General features: G+C 70.2%; 15 protein-coding genes and 1 pseudogene. 12 read left to right on the top strand and 4 right to left on the bottom strand.

What is annotated here, in order from left to right:
- Positions 1-13: 13 nt before the first annotated feature.
- Positions 14-1327, bottom strand: coding sequence for an LLM class flavin-dependent oxidoreductase (locus tag RWP81_RS06955; protein WP_314454016.1), 1314 nt, complete (start codon positions 1325-1327; stop codon positions 14-16).
- Positions 1324-2634 carry a PLP-dependent transferase gene (locus RWP81_RS06950; RefSeq protein WP_314454014.1) on the bottom strand — a complete coding sequence of 437 codons (1311 nt, stop codon included), beginning with the start codon at positions 2632-2634 and terminating at the stop codon, positions 1324-1326. The genes RWP81_RS06955 and RWP81_RS06950 overlap by 4 nt, the downstream gene beginning before the upstream one ends.
- Positions 2635-2862: 228 nt before the next feature.
- On the opposite strand from RWP81_RS06950, the gene leuC reads away from it, so the two are divergent.
- The 6 genes from leuC (at position 2863) to RWP81_RS06920 (ending at position 9260) form a co-directional block, all read left to right on the top strand.
- Positions 2863-4362 (top strand): 3-isopropylmalate dehydratase large subunit, encoded by a 1500-nt coding sequence (leuC, locus tag RWP81_RS06945; RefSeq protein WP_314454010.1) that lies wholly within the window; start codon positions 2863-2865, stop codon positions 4360-4362.
- A gap of 1 nt (position 4363) precedes the next feature.
- On the top strand, positions 4364-4960 hold the full coding sequence (gene leuD, locus RWP81_RS06940; protein ID WP_314454008.1) for a 3-isopropylmalate dehydratase small subunit: 597 nt from the start codon (positions 4364-4366) through the stop codon (positions 4958-4960).
- A 63-nt stretch (positions 4961-5023) separates the two neighbouring features.
- Positions 5024-6397, top strand: coding sequence for a UDP-N-acetylglucosamine 1-carboxyvinyltransferase (murA, locus tag RWP81_RS06935; protein WP_314454005.1), 1374 nt, complete (start codon positions 5024-5026; stop codon positions 6395-6397).
- The gene (locus tag RWP81_RS06930) at positions 6394-7143 is read left to right on the top strand and encodes a lysophospholipid acyltransferase family protein (RefSeq protein WP_314454002.1); all 750 of its coding nucleotides are present in this window, start codon (positions 6394-6396) and stop codon (positions 7141-7143) included. The genes murA and RWP81_RS06930 overlap by 4 nt, the downstream gene beginning before the upstream one ends.
- Positions 7133-8275, top strand: a complete 1143-nt coding sequence (locus tag RWP81_RS06925) for an NAD(P)H-dependent glycerol-3-phosphate dehydrogenase (RefSeq protein WP_314453999.1) — start codon at positions 7133-7135, stop codon at positions 8273-8275. The genes RWP81_RS06930 and RWP81_RS06925 overlap by 11 nt, the downstream gene beginning before the upstream one ends.
- On the top strand, positions 8175-9260 hold the full coding sequence (locus tag RWP81_RS06920; protein WP_314453996.1) for a D-alanine--D-alanine ligase family protein: 1086 nt from the start codon (positions 8175-8177) through the stop codon (positions 9258-9260). Before RWP81_RS06925 ends, RWP81_RS06920 begins: the two co-directional genes overlap by 101 nt.
- Positions 9261-9270: 10 nt before the next feature.
- Here RWP81_RS06920 and RWP81_RS06915 read toward each other — a convergent pair whose 3' ends face one another.
- Positions 9271-9780: a DUF3515 family protein gene (locus tag RWP81_RS06915; protein ID WP_314453994.1), complete on the bottom strand. Its 510-nt coding sequence runs from the start codon at positions 9778-9780 to the stop codon at positions 9271-9273.
- A gap of 25 nt (positions 9781-9805) precedes the next feature.
- Here RWP81_RS06915 and thiL point away from each other — a divergent pair, with 25 nt between their 5' ends.
- Positions 9806-10810, top strand: a complete 1005-nt coding sequence (gene thiL / locus RWP81_RS06910; RefSeq protein ID WP_314453992.1) for a thiamine-phosphate kinase — start codon at positions 9806-9808, stop codon at positions 10808-10810.
- Positions 10811-10838: 28 nt separating this feature from the next.
- Here the strand turns inward: thiL and RWP81_RS06905 are convergent, their stop codons facing one another.
- Positions 10839-11402, bottom strand: coding sequence for an RsmD family RNA methyltransferase (locus RWP81_RS06905; protein ID WP_314453990.1), 564 nt, complete (start codon positions 11400-11402; stop codon positions 10839-10841).
- A gap of 182 nt (positions 11403-11584) precedes the next feature.
- Between RWP81_RS06905 and RWP81_RS06900 the strand changes: the two genes are divergently transcribed.
- The 5 genes and pseudogenes from RWP81_RS06900 to RWP81_RS06880 form a co-directional block, all read left to right on the top strand.
- Positions 11585-13771: an ATP-dependent DNA helicase RecG gene (locus RWP81_RS06900; protein WP_314453987.1), complete on the top strand. Its 2187-nt coding sequence runs from the start codon at positions 11585-11587 to the stop codon at positions 13769-13771.
- A 41-nt stretch (positions 13772-13812) separates the two neighbouring features.
- Positions 13813-14310: a pantetheine-phosphate adenylyltransferase gene (gene coaD, locus RWP81_RS06895; RefSeq protein WP_314453983.1), complete on the top strand. Its 498-nt coding sequence runs from the start codon at positions 13813-13815 to the stop codon at positions 14308-14310.
- Positions 14311-14561: 251 nt separating this feature from the next.
- Positions 14562-15056 (top strand): YceD family protein, encoded by a 495-nt coding sequence (locus RWP81_RS06890; protein WP_314454019.1) that lies wholly within the window; start codon positions 14562-14564, stop codon positions 15054-15056.
- A gap of 2 nt (positions 15057-15058) precedes the next feature.
- Positions 15059-15268 carry a 50S ribosomal protein L32 gene (gene rpmF / locus RWP81_RS06885; RefSeq protein WP_019179169.1) on the top strand — a complete coding sequence of 70 codons (210 nt, stop codon included), beginning with the start codon at positions 15059-15061 and terminating at the stop codon, positions 15266-15268.
- Between the two features lie 52 nt (positions 15269-15320).
- Positions 15321-15469: pseudogene (locus tag RWP81_RS06880) on the top strand (ribonuclease III); the annotation flags it as partial.

Genomic DNA, 15469 nt, shown 5'->3' with positions numbered 1-15469 from the left:
CGGCATCCGGAACCTAGAACGCGCGCAGATTCGCCTGCAGGCCGCCGTCGACGTACTCCTCGCGGAGGATCCCGCGCCGCCGCAGGATCGGCACCAGATCGTCGAGCACGCGGTGAACGGTGACCGGGTGGAGGTCGCCCCACAGCAGGACGCCGTCGTTACCCCACGTGCCGAGCTCCTCGATGCGGTCGGCGAACTCGTCGGCCGTGCCCACGAAACCAGAGCCGTCGTTCAGGCGCCCGAGGCGCGCGTGCGCGGCGAGCACCGTCCGCAGGGGCGTGTCGGCATCGTGCTTCCCGACGAGGCGCTTGATGCTGCCCTCCGACACGTGTTCACCGAAGATCGACCGGTCGAGGGGCCTGTCGAGGTCGAGTCCCGTGAGGTCGGTCTCGAGATCGCTCGACTGCTTACGGGCGATGGCGACCAGTGCCTCCTCCGACGGATCGGCGGATGCCGCGACCAGGCGGTCGGCCTCCTCCGGCGACGACACGAGCACCGGCTGGATCGCGAAGAGGATCTTGATGTCGGAGGGGGTGCGCCCGGCGGCGACGGCGGCGTCGTGGATGCGCGCCCGGTAACCGCGGACGCTCGCCTCGTCGAGCGGCGCGAGCGCCAGTTGCACGTCGGAGTTGTGCCCGGCGAACGACAGTCCGCGGCCCGACCCGCCCGGAGAAACGACGGCCGGCTCGCCGTCGGTGAACGGCACGGCGTTCAGCGGGCCGTCGAAGCCGTAGTACTCGCCGCGGTGGCGGGTGGCATCCAATCTCGTTCCGTCGGCGTAGACGCCGGACTCCTCGTCGACGACGAGGGCGCCCTCTCCCCAGCTGCGCCAGAGATCCCGGATGCCGCCGAGCCACTCCTCGGCCCGGTCGTACGCCGCGTCATGTCCGAGCTGCGGCGCGGACGAGAAGTGTCGTGCGCTGCCCGTGTCGGTCACGACGTTCAGGCCCAGGCGGTGGCCGCTGAGGTGCTGCAGCGTCGCGAACTGGCGGGCGGCGGTGTACGGGAGGTACGCCGCGGGGTTCACCGTGGGAACGACCCCGAGGTGCCGGGTCGCCGCGAACAGGTACGGCGCGAGCAGGAGGGGGTCGTGCTTCGGGCCGCCGAACGCGTGGCGCACGCGCAGGTCGATGGTCTCGGCGCTGCCGAGCGAGGGGGCGTCCTCGATGATCAGCAGGTCGAAACCGGCCTGCTCGAGCGTGCGGGCGGAGTCCTGGTACAGACCCGGCTCGGTCCAGCGATGGTTCCACCGCAGGTACGGGTGGCCCCATCCGTGCGGTCCGAAGCCGCGCGCGAGGAACCAGCCGAAGTGCTGGAGGCGGGTCACAGCACGACCGTCTCGCGCTCGAGGGCGGGCACACCCACCAGCGCCTGATCGAGATCGGCGAGGATGTCGTCGATGTCCTCGATGCCGATCGACAGGCGGATCGTGCCGGGGAAGACGCCCGCGCGCTCACGCTCCTCGACGGTGCGCGCGGAGTGCGAGGTGCTCTGCGGGTGCAGCACGAGCGAGCGCACGTCGCCGAGGTGGGTCATGTGCGTGATGAGCTTCACCGACTGCACGACGTGCCGCGCGGCTTCCAGACCGCCGCGCAGGGTCACGGTGAAGACCGAGCCGCTGCCGCGTGTCAGGTACCGCTGCCCCAGCTCGTGGTGGGGGTGCGACTCGAGGCCGACGTAGTCGACGCGCTCCACCTCGGGGCGCCCCTCGAGCCACCGCGCCACGGTCAGGGCATTCTGCGACTGGCGCTCCACGCGCAGGCTCAACGTCTCGATGCCCTGACCGATGAGGAAGGCGTTCAGCGGCGAGGGCGCGGGGCCGAAGCGCGGGGCGACACTCTCACGGATGTAGGCGCCTCGGGCGCGGGCGCCGTGCTTCTCGGCGTAGCTCGCGCCTCCCAGGCGGTCGGTCTGCACGAGGTGGGGGAAGCGGTGACCGGATGCCGCGGCGTCGAAGCGGCCGTCGTCGACGATGACCCCGCCCAGCACCGCCCCCTGGCCGGCGAGGAATTTGCTCGCCGAGTGCACGACGACGGCGGCGCCGTGCTCGATCGGCCGCAGGAGGTAGGGCGTCGTGAAGGTGCTGTCGACCACGAGAGGGATGCCGTGTTCCCGACCGATCGCCGAGATCGCCGCCACGTTGAGCACGTCGTTGCGGGCGTTGGAGAGCGTCTCGGCGAAGAACGCCCTCGTTCGCGGGGTGATGGCATCCCGCCAGGCGTCGAGATCGGACGTGTCGACGAAGGTCGTCTCGATGCCCAGTCGCACGAGGTTGTCGAGGAGCAGTCCGCGCGTCCCCTCGTAGATGTGCTCCGAGACGACGACGTGATCGCCGGCACCGGCCAGGGCCAGCAGCGCCACGGTCACCGCGGCCTGGCCGCTGGAGACGAGCACGGCTTGATCGCCGCCCTCGATCGAAGCGAGACGCTCCTCCACCGCGTGCACGGTGGGGTTACCGGTGCGGGTGTAACCGAAGCCGGTGCCCGCGCCGAAGTGCGCGGCCGACTCGTCGAGGTCGCGGAACGTGAACCCGGCGGTCAGGTAGATCGGCATCGCCCGCGGGGTGGCGGGCGCGGTGGCGGAGCCGGCGTGCACCTGTCGCGTCGAGAATCCGGTTTCGGCGTCTGCGGCCATGTGGCACGCTCCTTCCTTCGGGTCGGCCCAGGCTCGCACGCGAGCGCGCGCAACGCCCAAACATGCGGCGTCGTGTTACGCAGGAGCTGCCGACCGGCCCGGTGGTATCGTGACGAGGTGCGGATCGCCGGCCTCCTCCTTAGCGGCCGCGACGAGACCTTGTTCTAGGCCTTTCTCGTCGCGGAGTTCGTCGCGGGCCTCACACCCCTCCCGAGGAGAAACGCAACCATGAGCACCATTCCCGAGAACCCTCGCACCCTGGCCGAGAAGGTCTGGGACGACCACCTCGTCGTCAAGGGTGAGAACGGTCAGCCCGACCTCATCTACATCGACCTGCACCTCGTGCACGAGGTCACGAGCCCCCAGGCGTTCGATGGTCTGCGCGCCGAGGGGCGCCCCGTGCGCCGGCTCGATCTGACGATCGCGACCGAAGACCACAACACCCCCACGCTCGACATCGACAAGCCGATCGCCGACCTCACCAGCCGCACGCAGATTGAGACGCTGCGCCGCAACGCCGCCGAGTTCGACGTGCGCATCCACTCGCTCGGCGACAAAGAGCAGGGCATCGTCCACGTCGTGGGTCCCCAGCTCGGGCTCACCATGCCGGGCATCACCGTCGTCTGCGGCGACTCGCACACCTCCACGCACGGCGCGTTCGGCGCCATGGCGTTCGGTATCGGCACGAGCGAGGTCGAACACGTGCTCGCCACGCAGACCCTGCCGCTGAAGCCCTTCAAGACGATGGCCATCACCGTCGAGGGCGACCTGAAGCCGGGCGTCACCGCGAAGGACATCATCCTCGCGATCATCGCCAAGATCGGCGCGAACGGCGGCCAGGGCTACGTGCTCGAGTTCCGCGGCAGCGCGATCCGCTCCCTCTCGATGGAGGGGCGCATGACGATGTGCAACATGTCGATCGAGGCCGGTGCGCGCGCGGGCATGATCGCCCCCGACGACACGACCTTCGCCTACATCAAGGGACGCCCCCACGCCCCCGAGGGCGAGGACTGGGACCGCGCGGTCGAGTACTGGCGCTCCCTGGCCTCCGACGACGACGCCGTCTTCGACGCCGAGGTGGTCCTCGACGCGGCCGACCTCGAGCCGTTCGTCACCTGGGGGACGAACCCCGGCCAGGGCGTCTCGCTGTCGGACGTCGTGCCCACCCCGGCCGACTTCGCCGACCCCAACGAGCGCGCCGCCGCCGAGCGGGCGCTGGAATACATGGACCTCGCCGCCGGCACCCCGATGAAGGACATCCCGGTGGATGCCGTGTTCATGGGCTCGTGCACCAACAGCCGCATCGAAGACCTCCGTGCCTTCGCCTCCGTCATCCAGGGCCGCACCAAGGCCGAGAACGTGCGCGTCATGGTCGTGCCGGGTTCGGCCCGTGTGCGCCTCGAGGCCGAGGCCGAGGGACTCGACAAGGTGTTCGTCGACTTCGGTGCGGAGTGGCGCTTCGCCGGGTGCTCGATGTGCCTGGGGATGAACCCCGATCAGCTCGCACCGGGGGAGCGCTGCGCCTCCACCTCGAACCGCAATTTCGAAGGACGCCAGGGCAAGGGCGGACGCACGCACCTCGTGTCGCCGCTGGTCGCGGCTGCCACTGCGGTCCGCGGCACCCTGTCGAGCCCCGCCGACCTCGACCCGATCTCGAGCGACGGCACCCTGATCACCGGCGGTGCCGCCCGCACCGACGAGACCGTTTCCACCGGGGCGGAGGCCTGACATGGAGAAGTTCCGCACGCACACCGGTGTCGCCGCCCCGCTGAAGCGCTCGGCCGTCGACACCGACCAGATCATCCCGGCGGTCTTCCTCAAGCGCGTCACCAAGACCGGCTTCGACGACGCCCTCTTCGCCAACTGGCGGCAGGACCCCGACTTCATCCTCAACCAGGACGCCTACCGCTCGGCATCCGTCCTCGTCGCCGGTCCCGACTTCGGCACCGGCTCCAGCCGAGAGCACGCCGTCTGGGCGCTGCGCGACTACGGCTTCCAGGTGGTGCTGAGCCCGAAGTTCGCCGACATCTTCCGCGGCAACTCCGGCAAGCAGGGCCTCGTCACCGGCGTGATCAGCGAAGACGACCTCGAACGCATCTGGGCCGTGATCGAGGCGCAGCCCGGCATCGAGATGACCGTCGATCTGCAGGCCAAGACGGCGACCGTCGGCGATCTCCAGGTCTCGTTCGACATCGACGATTACACTAGGTGGCGGCTTCTCGAAGGGCTCGACGACATCGGGCTCACGCTGCGTGATGAAGACAAGATCACGCAGTTCGAGGCGCGCCGCGAGGCATGGCGGCCGCGGACCCTTCCGGTCCGCTGAGCCCGATCGACCCGATCGGGTCGATTCGCCGCCCCTCGTCAACGAAGTGAGGTCCACCCCCCTATGAGCACACTCGTCACCGACTCCGGAGACCGCATTCCCGGGCAGCCGGACTGGGAGGAAGCCGAGACCCTCACGATCCGCGGCGGCCGCCCGCTGCGCGGCACCGTCGAGGTCAAGGGGGCGAAGAACCTCGTCACGAAGGCGATGGTGGCGGCGCTGCTCGGCGATACCACGAGCACCCTGCGCGACGTCCCCATGATCAGCGACGTCAAGGTCGTGCGTTCGCTCCTCGAGGTGCACGGTGTGACCGTGACCGAGGGCGACGAAGAGGGCACACTCCACCTCGATCCCTCGGGCGCGGTCGCCGCGCACTTCGAGGAGATCGACGCGCACGCGGGCGCCTCGCGCATTCCGATCCTCTTCTGCGGGCCGCTGCTGCACCTGCTCGGCGAGGCGCTCATCCCCGACCTCGGTGGATGCCGCATCGGCGACCGACCGATCAACTTCCACATGGACGCGCTCCGCGCCTTCGGTGCGGTCGTCGACAAGAGCTACGAGGGCATCCGCATCACGGCCCCGAACGGGCTGCACGGTGCGAACATCACGCTGCCGTACCCGAGCGTCGGCGCCACCGAGCAGGTGCTGCTGACCGCCGTGCGCGCGAAGGGCGTGACCGAGCTCCGCAACGCCGCGATCGAGCCCGAGATCATGGATCTCATCGCGGTGCTGCAGAAGATGGGCGCTATCATCTCGTACGAGCCCAACCGCGTCATCTTCATCGAGGGCGTCGAGCGTCTCGACGGTTACGACCACCGCGCGATCTTCGACCGCAACGAGGCCGCCTCGTGGGCGTGCGCCGCCCTCGCCACCGACGGCGAGATCTTCGCCAAGGGCGCCCGCCAGCAGGACATGCTGACCTTCCTCAACGTCTTCCGCAAGGCAGGCGGGTGGTTCGACGTCCGCGAAGACGGGATCCTGTTCCGTCGCGGTGACGCGCTCAAGCCCGTGATGGTCGAGACCGACGTGCACCCCGGCTTCATGACCGACTGGCAGCAGCCGCTCATCGTCGCCCTCACCCAGGCGTCGGGCACTTCCGTCGTGCACGAGACGGTGTACGAGAACCGCCTCGGCTTCACCGAGGCCCTGAACAAGATGGGCGCCGACATCGTCGTGCACCCGAAGGGACTCGACAGCGCCGACCGTCGCGTTCCCCGCCGCGATCTCGAGCAGGCCGCCGTCATCACCGGCCCTACGCCCCTGCACGCGGCCGACGTCGAGGTGCCCGACCTCCGCGGCGGGTACAGCTACGTCATCGCGGCCCTGGCCGCGCAGGGCGAGTCGACGGTGCGCAACATCGGCATCATCCGCCGCGGTTACGAGAAGTTCCTCGAGAAGCTCACCGCCCTCGACGCCGATTTCGACGTCGCGGGATGAGGTCGGCGACCGCGACCCCCGAGACGAGTCGCCCGAGCGTCTTCTGGCCGCTCGCGGCGATCATCGTGCCCGCCGTGGGGCTCTTCGCCCGCATCGAGATCCGCGGCGCCGAGAACCTGCCCCGTGAGGGGGCCTACGTGCTGGCTCCGAATCACAACTCCGAGTTCGACCCGCTCGTCGTGGCCGTCGCCGTGTGGAGACTCGGTCGCGCCCCGCGGTTCATGGCGAAAGAGAGCCTCTTCCGCGTCCCCGTGCTGGGGGCGGCGCTGAAGGCCACCGGCATGGTTCCCGTCCCGCGTGCGTCGTCGGGGGCCAACCAGTCGATGAAGGCCGCCGAGCAGATCGCTCGCGACGGCCGCGGAGTCATCGTCTACGCCGAGGGCACGCTCACGCGGGACCCCGACCTGTGGCCGATGCGCGGCAAGACAGGGGCCGTACGCCTGGCCCTGGCGGGCGGTCTTCCGCTCATCCCGATGGCGCAGTGGGGCGTGCAGCAGATCCTGCCGCGCTACGGGAAGCTGAAGTTCCCCCGGCGCTCCCACGTGATCGTGGAGTTCGGGCCCGCGCTCGACCTGACCGAGCACGCCGCGACGCCGACACAGCCTTCGACGCTCGTGAAGGCGACCGACACGATGATGAACCGTGTCGCCGACATGCTCGGCGGCATCCGGGGTCTTCCCGCGCCGACCGAACGCTGGGACCCGTCGAAGCACGGGCAGAACGAGACGGGGCGCCTTGAGCCGTAAGAACGTCGCTCCCGCGGCGGGACCGAAGGTCGCCGTCATCGGCGCCGGAAGCTGGGGCACGACGTTCGGCAAGATCCTCGCCGACGGCGGAGCCTCGGTCGTTATGTGGGCCCGCCGCCCGGAGCTTGCCGCCGAGATCACCGAGTCCAAGCGCAACAGCCGGTATCTCGCGGGCATCAATCTGCCGCGGACGATGACGGCCACCACCGACCTCGCCGAAGCGCTGCGCGGCGCCGAGCAGATCTACCTGTCGGTGCCGAGCCAGTCGCTGCGCGAGAACCTCGCCGCGATCAAACCCTTCGTAGAACACACCGACGTGCCGATCGTGTCGCTCATGAAGGGCGTCGAGAAGTCGACGGGCCTGCGCATGAGCCAGGTCATCGAGCAGGTTCTGCAGTGCGACCCGGCGCGGATCGCGGTGGCATCCGGCCCCAACCTCGCCCTCGAGATCGCGCGCGAGCAGCCCACGGCGGCCGTCATCAGCTCGCTGAGCCCCGAGACGGCCGAAGCGGTGGCCCGGCGCGCGCGCAACCGGTACTTCCGCTCGTTCGTCAACACCGACGTGATCGGTACCGAATTCGGCGGAGTGCTGAAGAACCTCATCGCCGTCGCGATCGGAATCGTCGACGGCGTCGGCTACGGCGAGAACACCAAAGCCTCGATCATCACGCGCGGGCTCGTCGAGATGACGGATTTCGCCGTGGCGCAGGGTGCGAAGCCCGAGACGCTGCAGGGTCTCGCCGGTCTCGGCGACCTCATCGCGACGTGCCAGTCGCCGCTCAGTCGCAACAACACCGCCGGGCGACTGCTCGGCCAGGGGTACGGCTACAAAGAAGTCGTGGCCCAGATGCAGCAGACCGCCGAGGGCTTGGCATCCGTGGCCCCCGTGCTCCAGCTCGCGAAGCAGGTCGGCGTCGACATGCCCATCGTGCAGCAGGTGAAGATGGTGCTCGACGGCACCATGGACCCGCGCGACATCGCGCCGCACCTGACGACAGACGACGACCAGCCGCAGGGCGAGAGGACGCAGAATGACCAAACCGGTGGTGGTAGTGCTCTTCGGCGGGCGCTCCAGCGAGCATTCGATCAGTTCCGCCACGGCGGGCGGGGTGCTGCGGGCGATCGACCGTGACCGCTTTCGGGTGATCCCGGTCGGCATCACGCGCGAGGGCGCCTTCGTGCTCGAAGACGACGATCCCGACAAGTTCGCCCTGCGCCCCGAGGCTCTGCCCGAGGTGGTCGACAACGGCTCCCGCGTGCGGCTTCCCGACTCGACGCTGTCGCGCGAGTGGACGGTGACGGATGCCGAGGGCACGCGGTCGCTCGGAGACGTCGACGTCGTGCTGCCGATCCTGCACGGCCGTTTCGGGGAAGACGGGACGGTGCAGGGATTGCTCGAGCTGCTCGGCATCCCGTACGCCGGCGGTGGCGTGCTCATGTCGGCGATCGGCATGAGCAAGAACGTCACGAAGCAGGTACTGCGCTCGGCGAACGTGCCGGTGGTGCCGTGGGTCGCCGTGACCCGCGCCGACCTCGCGCGCGACCGCGCGCTGTGGGAGCGTCGCATGCGCGCCCTCGATCTGCCGGTGTTCGTCAAGCCCAACGAGGCCGGTTCGAGCGTGGGCGTGACGAAGGTGTCGCGGTGGGAAGACCTGGATGCCGCTCTCGACACGGCCTTCGCCGAAGACCGCCTCGCGCTCGTCGAGCAGGCGATCGTCGGGCGCGAGCTCGAGTGCGGCGTGCTGCCCGGGCGCGACGGGGGACCGGTGCGCGTGAGCGTCGCCGGCGAGATCGTCGTGACGGGTCGAGACTTCTACGATTTCGAGGCGAAGTACCTCGACGCCCCGGGCGTCGACCTCGTGTGCCCCGCCGAGCTCGGCGAGGGCGAACTGGCGGAGATGCAGCGCGTCGCGGCGAAGGCGTTCGAGGCGATCGGCGGGCAGGGCCTCGCGCGTGTCGACTTCTTCTACACCGGAACCGAGTTCTACGTGAACGAGGTCAACACCATGCCGGGGTTCACGCCGATCTCGATGTTCCCCACATGCTGGATCGCCTCGGGGCTCTCGTACCCCGACCTGATCAGCGACCTGCTCGACGCCGCGCTCGAGAAGGTCTGAGCGCCCCGACTCAGGGCGCGGGTGTCGGCGTCGGCGAGACCGCCACGTCGGACGCCGCGGTGCACACCGATCCGGTCGGCTGCAGGTATTCGCGGATGAGAGGACCGAGCGCCCGGGCGACGTCGCCGCTGCTGGCGGTGCCTTGATCCAGGAACACCTGGATGGCGGGCTCGCGGCCATAGGTGGTCAGTGTGAAGAGCTTGTCGGCAGCCTGGGACTCGTCGACGATCCAGTCCACGCCGTCGACCGAGCGGCACGGCAGCGTCGAGGGGGCCGGAGGCTCGAGCCCGCAGGTCATGAGAATGGATGCCGGATTACCCCAGGCCCCGGTCGCCTGCGCGTCGGTCCAGCGACGTTCCTGGCCGGAGATGCTCTCCGGCAGGCGCGAGATCACCGAGGCGCACGCGGGGTCGTTGGCGAGCTTCGCGGGTTCCATCGCCACCGTCGTGCTGCACGCCGCGAGCCCCGGGACCAGGGCGAGGACGGCGAGGAGCGCGAGAGTACGGGGGGAGCGGGGCACCCGTCAAGGCTAATAGCGTGGGAGGGTGACCGACGCCGAGCCCGACCGTGAAACCACCGTGGGGGGGTTGTCCGAGGGGCAGATCCTGCGGGGCATCCTCGACCGCCTTCCTCCCTCCCGCGCGCTCGTCGGCCCGGGCGACGACGCCGCCGTGCTGGCCGTGCCCGACGGGCGGGTCGTCGCCACGACCGACACGCTCGTGCACGGCCCCGACTTCCGGCTGGCGTGGTCTTCGCCGTTCGACCTCGGTTTCAAGGCGGCGGCGGTCAACCTCGCCGACGTCGCCGCGATGGGCGCACGGCCCATCGCCCTCCTCGTGGCGTTGGCCATGCCCGACACGACTCCACTGGCGTTCGTGCGCGGTTTCGCCGACGGTCTCGCCGCCGCCTGCGCCGAGCTCGCCCCCGACTGCGCGGTGGAGGGCGGCGACCTCACCGTCTCGGACACGCTGACGATCGCCGTCACCGCCCTCGGCAGTCTCGACGGTCGTGACCCCGTGCGCCGTTCGGGTGCGCGGGTCGGCGACGGCGTCTACGTCATCGGGGAGCTCGGCGAGGCGGCCCGGGGACTCGACGTGCTCTTCCAGCGGTTCGTGGATGCCGACGGCGTCCCCGTCGCCCTCACGGATGAGGCGCGTGCCGCACTCGACCCCGCTGATGCGAAGGCGCTGTCGAGCCAACTCGCCCCGCGCCCGCCGCTGGACCAGGCGTTGAGGGCGGCGGCATCCGGAGCCACCGCGATGATGGACGTCTCGGACGGCCTCGTCCTGGACGCGACACGCCTCGCCGACGCGTCGGGTGTGACCATCGCCATCGACTCGAGCGCCCTCGGCGACGACCCCGCGCGGGCGCTCGGCGGGGGAGAGGACCACGGCTTCCTGGTGACCTTCCCCCCGGATGCCGAGACCCTCGGTCGACGCATCGGGAGCGTGCAGCCGCGCGGAGCCGCGGCGATCGAGGTGGACGGCGCGGCGTGGACGGGCCACGCCGGCTGGGACCCCTACCGGGACTGGGACGCCGGCCGGGGCTGATTCCGGCGCCGTCGAGGGCGGGTGCCGCTCACAGGGGCGGTCGTCCCCACCACATCGTGGTGTCGCCGTAGTTGCGATCGCGTTCGGGCACCAGACCGGCAGCAGCCCAGTCGGGCGCCGCAGAGCGCTTCGCGCGTTCGACGATGACGGTGGCATCCGGGCTCAGGTGGGGCGCGAGGGCCACGAGGGCCTTCTCGAGGTCGTGGTCGGCGATGTCGTAGGGCGGGTCGAGGAACACCAGATCCCACTCCCCGGCGGATGACGCCAGATAGGCGGTGACATTCGCGCGGTGAACCCGCGCGGGGGCGACGACGCCCGCGGTGCGCACTCGCTCGGCGTTCTTGCGGATCAGTGCGGCGGCCGGGGCCGACAGCTCGACGAGGTCGGCGGAGGCGGCACCGCGGCTGAGGCTCTCCAATCCCAGCGCTCCGGAGCCGGCGAAGAGGTCGGCGACCCGGGCGTCGTCGAGGACGCCCGCCGATTCGAGTGCTCCGAACAGCGACTCGCGCACGCGGTCGCTCGTCGGGCGGGTGCCCTTCGGCGGAACGTCGAGGACGGTGCCGCCCGCTCGGCCGGAGATGATGCGCGTCACCGGTCCAGCCTAGGGTCGCGGATGCCCATGGAGACACGGGCGCGGCGGGGCGGCGGAGGAGGCTGAGCTTGTCGAAGCCTCGGGATCCTCGCGGGTGCTCGGTCCCTTCGACGGGCTCAGGGACCCCTGTCGGGCCGGGCGTGCGGGCGGCGATGTCGGGCGCCCTGCCTAGACTCGTCAGCATGCCCGGTCTCTCGCTCGCCTCCCGGCTCGACGGCGCCGTGGGCGGAAAGACGGCGTCGGCGTTCGACCGCGCGTTCGGCACGAAGACCGTGGGCGAGTTGCTCGAGCACTACCCGCGCCGCTATGCCCGGCGCGGTGAGCTCACCCCGATCGCCTCGCTGCCGTTGGGCGAACCCGTCACGATCGTGGCCGAGGTCGTCAGCGCCGCCGAGCGCCGGATGCAGAACCGACGCGGGTCGCTCCTCGAGGTCGTGATCAGCGACGGCGACGGGCGCATGTCGCTGACGTTCTTCAACCAGCCGTGGCGTCTGAAAGACCTCACCCCCGGGCGGCGGGGCATCTTCTCGGGCAAGGTCGGCGAATACCGCCGGCAGACGCAGCTGACGAACCCCGACTACGAGCTGTTCGACGACATCGCTGAAGCCCGCGCCGAGGCAGAGGTCACGGCGAAGAGACCTATTCCCATCTATCCCGCCACCAGTTCGGTCCCCAGCACGCTCGTGCAGAAGACGATCGCGGTCGTCCTCGACGCGCTGGGCGAGGTCGACGACCCGCTGCCCGACGACCTGCGCACGCGGCGGGGACTCCTCCCCGCTCGCGCCGCGCTCGAGCGGATCCACCGCCCCGAGAACGACGACGACATCCCCCCGGCCGTCGCGACGCTGCGCATGCACGAGGCCTTCGTGCTGCAGTCGGCGCTGCTGCAGCAGCGCCAGTTCGTGCGCGCACTGTCGGCGACGAAACGCCCCGCGGCTCCCGGCGGGCTGCTCGAACGATTCGACGCGATCCTCCCATTCGAGCTCACCCCCGACCAGAAGGACGTCGGTGCGCAGCTGGCCGCCGACCTCACGGGCGACTGGCCCATGAACCGTCTCGTGCAGGGCGAGGTGGGTTCCGGTAAGACGCTCGTCGCTCTGCGGGCGATGATGCAGGTGGCCGAGTCGGGAGGGCAGTCCGCCCTGATCGCCCCCACCGAGGTGCTCGCCGGTCAGCACCTCCGCTCGATCGCGCGCATGCTCGGTCCCGAACTCGCGCCGGAGCTCATGCCGACGCTGCTGACGGGGCAGATGCCCGCGGCCGAGCGCCGCCGGGCGGCGCTGCGCGTGGCGTCGGGGCAGGCGCGGATCGTCGTCGGCACGCACGCGCTGCTGAGCGCCACCACGACCTTCGCCGACCTCGGGTTCGTCGTCGTCGACGAGCAGCACCGCTTCGGCGTCGACCAGCGCGAGGCGCTGCGTTCCAAGGGCGACTCGCCGCACACGCTCGTGCTCACGGCAACGCCCATTCCGCGCACCGTCGCCATGACGGTGTTCGGCGACCTCGATGTCTCCACGATCCGGACGATGCCGGCCGGGCGCGCCGGCATCCAATCGTTCGTCGCGCCGCTGGCCGAGAAGCCGAGCTGGTTCGCGCGGGTGTGGGATCGTGTGGCGGAAGAGGTCGCGCAGGGCCGCCAGGCGTTCGTCGTGTGCGCGGCGATCGACGCCGAACAGCTCGCCGCCGATGACAAGACCGACGAACCCGCCGATGCGCCCGACGGGGCCGCCCCCGTGGCGGGGGAGAGCAGCCGGACGCGGTGGGGCGTCGTGCAGGTCGAGGCGTTGATCTCGCGGCTCCCGAGCTTCGCCGGCATCCGCGTGCAGATCCTGCACGGCAAGATGCCGTCCGATGAGAAGGACGCCGTCATGCAGGCGTTCGCCCGCGGCGACATCGACGTGCTCGTGGCGACGACCGTGATCGAGGTCGGGGTCGACGTGCCGAACGCCTCGACGATGGTCATCCTCGAGGCCGACCGCTTCGGCGTCTCGCAGCTGCACCAGTTGCGCGGCCGCGTCGGTCGTGGCGGGGTCCCGGGCCTCTGCCTGCTCGTGACCGAGGCCGCCCCCGGCACGTCGTCCCGTTCGCGGGTCGAAGCCGTGGCATCCACCCTCGACGGCTTCGCCCTCGCCGAGGTCGACCTCGAACTCCGCGGCGAGGGCGACGTGCTCGGTGGAGCGCAATCGGGCGCCCGATCGTCGCTGCGTCTGCTGCGGGTGGTGACCGACGCCGACCTCATCACTGAGGCGCGCGCCGAGGGGGAGCGCCTCCTCGCCGACGACCCCGCGCTGGTGCGGCATCCCGGACTCGCCGCCGCCCTCGAACGCCGCGTGGGCGTCGAAGAGCGTGCCGCGCTGGCGAAGTCCTGAACGCCGGGCTCTCGGTCGAGTCGCGTCGATAGGCTGGCGGCATGGATCCCCGGATCGCCGTCGTCCCCGGCTCGTTCGACCCGCCCACGCTCGGTCACCTCGACGTCATCCGTCGTGCCGCCGGCCTCTTCGACCAGCTGCACGTGCTCGTCGTGCACAACCCCGGCAAAGAGGCGATGCTGCCCATCGCCGAGCGCCAACGCCTGCTCGAGCAGTCGATCTCGGAGGCGGGGGTCGAAGGAGACGTGATCATCGCGGCGTGGAGCATGGGCCTCCTCGTCGACTACGCCACCGACGTGGGGGCGAAAGTGCTGGTGAAGGGCATCCGTTCGCAGGTCGACGTCGCGTACGAGACCCCGATGGCGATCGTGAACCGCGACCTCGCACACGTCGAGACGGTGTTCCTGCTGCCCGACCCTTCGCACGCCCTCGTGTCGAGTTCGCTCGTGCGGCAGGTGGCCGGCCTCGGTGGAGACGTGTCGCCCTACGTCCCGCCCGCCGTCGCGCGCTATCTCGACACCGGCGCGCGCGGCATCTGAACCTCACCGCCCGCGGGTGCGCGGTGGTCCGCCTTCCACGCATAAACGCGATCTGCGCGCAGAAACACGCGCTCGTCGTGTTTCTGCGCGCGAAACGCGTTTATGCGTGTTCGTTTGTGCGACGCCGCACCGCTGCTCGCGCCGCCCGGCCCTCGCTCAGGGGGGCGCGGGTAGCATGGACGACCGTGAGAACCCGTCGACCCGGCCCCTTCCAGCTCCCCGTCCGCGACATCGAGCACCATCCCGGTGAGATGCGCGAGCACAGCCTCGACCTCCCCACCCCCGAGAAATGGGGGGAGGGCCTGCTCTCGATCCCCGAGGGCGAGATCCTCGAGCTCGAGGTGCGTCTGGAGTCGGTGCACGAGGGGATTCTTGTCTCGGGCACCGTCGACACCACCGCCACGGGCGTGTGCGGACGCTGCCTCATCGACATCGACGAGCCTGTCGAAGTCGAGTTCCAGGAACTTTTCGCGTATCCTGGGCACGAAGCGAGTGACTTCGACGTTCAAGACGACCACGTGGATCTTGAAAATCTGGTCCGGGATGCCATTGTCCTGTCGCTTCCGTTCCAGCCGGTGTGTCAGCCGGACTGCCCCGGGCTCGACCCGAACACGGGCGAGAGGCTGACGAAAAACACCGACGACACGGAGCACACGCCTGTCGATAACCGATGGGCTGCGCTCCAGCAGTACACCCCAGACGACGGCGATGCGCTCCGCGCCGCCCCCAAGACAGAGAAGAGCTAGTCATGGCAGGTAACCCCCCGAAGCGGAAGGTCTCCCGCTCCAACACCCGCTCGCGTCGCGCGCAGTGGAAGGCCGAGGCCCCCACGCTGGTCAAGACCATCGAGAACGGCAAGGTCGTCTACAGCCGCCCTCACCAGGCCAAGGTCGTCACCGACTCGCAGGGCACCGAGCTCTTCCTCGAGTACAAGGGCCGCAAGGTCGCCGACGTCTGATCGTCGCCCGCGACGAGACACTGCGACGCGAAACACTGTGACGCGAAACACCGTGACGCGAAACACCGTCGAGCGCCAGGCGCTCACCGAGAAGCTCGGGGTCGACATCGACCCCGAGCTTCTTTCGCTTGCCCTGACCCACCGCTCGTTCGCCTACGAGAACGGCGCCATCCCGCACAACGAACGTCTCGAGTTCCTCGG

Source organism: uncultured Microbacterium sp. (assembly GCF_963521695.1).
Taxonomy (GTDB): Bacteria; Actinomycetota; Actinomycetes; order Actinomycetales; family Microbacteriaceae; genus Microbacterium.
The sequence above is the reverse complement of the archived record's forward strand: the minus strand, read 5'-3'. Positions and strand labels throughout refer to the sequence as shown.

Bases quoted from the DNA above. Each gene is read 5' to 3' on its own strand.
- RWP81_RS06890 (WP_314454019.1), top strand. From the start codon at position 14,562: ATGCGCGAGCACAGCCTCGACCTCCCCACCCCCGAGAAATGGGGGGAG.
- coaD (WP_314453983.1), top strand. From the start codon at position 13,813: ATGGATCCCCGGATCGCCGTCGTCCCCGGCTCGTTCGACCCGCCCACG.
- RWP81_RS06930 (WP_314454002.1), top strand. From the start codon at position 6,394: ATGAGGTCGGCGACCGCGACCCCCGAGACGAGTCGCCCGAGCGTCTTC.
- murA (WP_314454005.1), top strand. From the start codon at position 5,024: ATGAGCACACTCGTCACCGACTCCGGAGACCGCATTCCCGGGCAGCCG.
- rpmF (WP_019179169.1), top strand. From the start codon at position 15,059: ATGGCAGGTAACCCCCCGAAGCGGAAGGTCTCCCGCTCCAACACCCGC.
- RWP81_RS06950 (WP_314454014.1), bottom strand. From the start codon at position 2,634: ATGGCCGCAGACGCCGAAACCGGATTCTCGACGCGACAGGTGCACGCC.
- RWP81_RS06900 (WP_314453987.1), top strand. From the start codon at position 11,585: ATGCCCGGTCTCTCGCTCGCCTCCCGGCTCGACGGCGCCGTGGGCGGA.
- leuC (WP_314454010.1), top strand. From the start codon at position 2,863: ATGAGCACCATTCCCGAGAACCCTCGCACCCTGGCCGAGAAGGTCTGG.
- leuD (WP_314454008.1), top strand. From the start codon at position 4,364: ATGGAGAAGTTCCGCACGCACACCGGTGTCGCCGCCCCGCTGAAGCGC.
- RWP81_RS06920 (WP_314453996.1), top strand. From the start codon at position 8,175: ATGACCAAACCGGTGGTGGTAGTGCTCTTCGGCGGGCGCTCCAGCGAG.